This is a genomic window from Dietzia sp. DQ11-38-2 (assembly GCF_014145055.1).
Classification (GTDB): Bacteria; Actinomycetota; Actinomycetes; order Mycobacteriales; family Mycobacteriaceae; genus Dietzia.
Genome location: NZ_JAALDW010000458.1, coordinates 260 through 3,426, shown reverse-complemented (window position 1 = coordinate 3,426; position 3,167 = coordinate 260). Strand labels below are relative to the sequence as shown.

Here is a 3,167-nt window from a genome sequence, read left to right as displayed (position 1 = left end):
TAAGCCACCGCGGCCCCGGTGGCGCCCGGTCCCGTCGTGGCCCCGACGTCGGACGACCCGTCGGCGCCCCCCGCGGCCGGCGACGCCCTGTCCAAGCTCAAGGAACGCGCCTCGGCGGCCCTGTTCGAGCGGATGGGCGCGCGGCTCAACAACCCCTCGCTCACCGAGGAGCAACTCCACGCCCTGGTCCGCAGTGAGCTGAACCAGGTGGTCGAGGAGGAGACCGTCCCGCTGACCAGTGAGCAGCGCAAGCGGCTCATCGCCGACATCCAGGACGACGTTCTGGGCCACGGCCCCCTCGAACGCCTACTCGCGGACCCCACCGTCACCGAGATCATGGTCAACGGGCCGGACATGATCTACATCGAGCAGGGCGGCAAGCTCTCCCGGAGCGCCGCGAGATTCACCTCCGAGGAGGACCTCCGCCGGGTGATCGAGCGCATCGTCTCCCGGATCGGGCGGCGCATCGACGAGTCCTCCCCGCTCGTCGACGCGCGGCTGGCCGACGGATCCCGCGTCAACGCCGTCGTCCCGCCCCTCGCGGTCAACGGCTCCTCGCTGACCATCCGGAAGTTCTCCCGCGACCCCTTCAAGGTCCCCGACCTGATCCGCTTCGGGACGCTCACCCCGGAGATGGCCGAACTCCTGCAGGCGTGCGTGCAGGCGCGGCTGAACATCATCGTCTCCGGAGGCACGGGTAGTGGCAAGACCACCCTGCTCAACGTCCTGTCCTCGTTCATCCCCGAGGGCGAGCGCATCGTCACCATCGAGGACGCGGTGGAGCTGCAGATGCAACAGGACCACGTGGTGAGGCTGGAGGCCCGGCCCGCGAACATCGAGGGCAAGGGCGAGATCAGTATCCGCGACCTCGTGCGCAACTCCCTGCGTATGCGGCCCGACCGCATCGTGGTGGGCGAGGTCCGCGGCGGAGAGACCCTGGACATGCTGCAGGCGATGAACACCGGCCATGACGGGTCGCTGTCGACGGTGCACGCCAACTCCCCCCGGGACGCGATCGCCCGCCTGGAGACCCTGGTGCTCATGGCCGGGATGGACCTCCCGCTGCGCGCCATCCGCGAGCAGATCGCCTCGGCAGTCGACGTCATCATCCAGCTCACGCGCCTACGCGACGGCACCCGACGCGTCACCGCGGTCACCGAGGTCCAGGGGATGGAGGGGCAGACCGTTACCCTGCAGGACGCCTTTCTCTTCGACTACGCCGCGGGACTCGACGCGAACGGGAGGTTCCTCGGCAAGCCGATTCCCACGGGTGTGCGGCCGCGGTTCACCGACCGGTTCAACGAGCTGGGCATCGCCCTCTCGCCGCGGGTGTTCGGCTCCGCCACCGCGGCGGGGCCGTCAGGCGGTCCGCGGTGACCTCGGGCGGCCTCTCCCCGGTGACCATCGGGGTGGGGGCCCTCTCGATCGCCCTTCTGGTCGCAGGATACGTCCTGGTGCGGTTCCTCACCCGCACCCGCCTCCCCCGGGATCGGCGCCGCCCCGAAGACGTCGACCTGCCGGGTCCCGTGACGCGGGCCTCGACCGCCCTGACGACGGCGATCGACACGATGCTCCGCCGCCGGGGGGCCCCGGGTGCCGGGGCTCTGGCCGAGGCCGGGGTGAAGATGCGCCTCCAGGACTTCGTCTTTCTCGTGATCATGGCCGCTCTCGCCGCCACCGCGTTGGGTGTCGTCGTCTCGGGGCCACTGCTCGGCATCGTGCTGGGCATCCTCGCCCCCGTGGCCGCCAGGGTGGGACTGTCGGTCAAAGCCGGTCGCCGACGGGCCGCCTTCGCCGATCAGCTGGACGATTCGCTCCAACTGATGGCCAGCAGCCTGCGGGCCGGGCACAGCCTCCTGCAGGCCCTGGCCTCGGTGTCCCGCGAGGCCGAGGCACCGACCTCCGAGGAGTTCGCGCGGATCATCAACGAGACGCGGGTGGGTCGCGAGCTCGCCCCCGCGCTCGAGGAGACCGCCCAGCGGATGGGCAGCCAGGATTTCGTCTGGGTGACCCAGGCCATCGCCATCAACCGTGAGGTCGGCGGCAACCTCGCCGAGGTGCTCGACGGCGTGGGCCACACCATCCGCGAGCGCAACCAGATCCGTCGGCAGGTCCAGGCCCTGGCGGCGGAGGGGAAGCTCTCGGCGTACATCCTCATGGCCCTGCCGATCGGGATCGCGGGGTTCCTCGTCATGACCAACCCCGCGTACATGGTCCCGTTCACCCAGAGCCTGCTCGGCTACGCGCTGATCGTCGTCGCCCTGATCCTGCTGGTCGCCGGCGGGTTGTGGCTGCGCAAGACCGTCAACATCAAGTTCTAGACCCGCCCCCGGAATCAGAAAGGAGATCACCGTGTCCTCCTCGGCCCTGTTCGCCGTTCTCGCCCTCAGCCTGGCCGTGGCACTGGTGGTCTGGACCGTCGTCACCGGACTCGGGGGGGATCGCGCCCGTACGGTCTCCAACCTCACCCTGGGGCTGGACGTGGCGCCGGCTGACGGGAGGCCCGCACAGGACGAGGACTCGACGCCTGGGCCGCTGATCGTGCTCGCGCGGCGCCTCACCCCGGCCGGGTCCATCCGGATGCTGGAGAGACTCCTCTCCCGCGCCGGCCGCCCACCCGGGTGGTCGCTGGACCGGCTGCTGGTGGTGAAGCTCGCCCTGGGGCTCGGGGTCGGCGCCCTGAGCGTGCTGTTCATCCGCAGCACGGAAGGGCCTCTGCCGGTGCTGCTCGGCCTCGCGACCACCGTGGTCTGCTATTTCCTCCCCGAACTCCTCCTGCACAGCCGGGGTCAGGAACGGAGCCAGGCCATCCAACTCGAGTTGGCCGACACCCTCGACCAGATGACCATCGCCGTGGAAGCCGGGCTGGGCTTCGACTCCGCCATGTCCCGGGCCGGCAAGAACGGGACGGGCCCCCTCGCCGAGGAACTGGTCCGGACTCTGCAGGAGATCCAGGTCGGCCAGACCCGCAGGCAGGCCTACGAGTCACTCGCCACGCGCAGCGACGTCGCCGACCTGCGACGCTTCGTCCGCGCCATCATCCAGGCCGATGCCTACGGGATCTCGATCGCCGACGTCCTGCGGACCCAGGCCGCGGAGATGCGGATGAAGCGCCGCCAACGCGCGGAGGAGAAGGCCATGCAGATCCCCGTCAAGGTGATCTTCCC

The 3,167-nt window shown here is 70.3% G+C and carries 3 protein-coding genes; all 3 read left to right on the top strand.

The annotated features are described in order from the left end of the window. Positions 1 to 36: 36 nt before the first annotated feature. Positions 37 to 1,377, top strand: coding sequence for a CpaF family protein (locus G6026_RS14525; RefSeq protein WP_347238116.1), 1,341 nt, complete (start codon positions 37 to 39; stop codon positions 1,375 to 1,377). Next, on the top strand, positions 1,374 to 2,321 hold the full coding sequence (locus G6026_RS14520; protein ID WP_182613595.1) for a type II secretion system F family protein: 948 nt from the start codon (positions 1,374 to 1,376) through the stop codon (positions 2,319 to 2,321). The genes G6026_RS14525 and G6026_RS14520 overlap by 4 nt, the downstream gene beginning before the upstream one ends. A gap of 31 nt (positions 2,322 to 2,352) precedes the next feature. Beyond that, the coding region (locus G6026_RS14515; RefSeq protein ID WP_347238115.1) for a type II secretion system F family protein at positions 2,353 to 3,167 on the top strand (815 nt) is incomplete at its 3' end.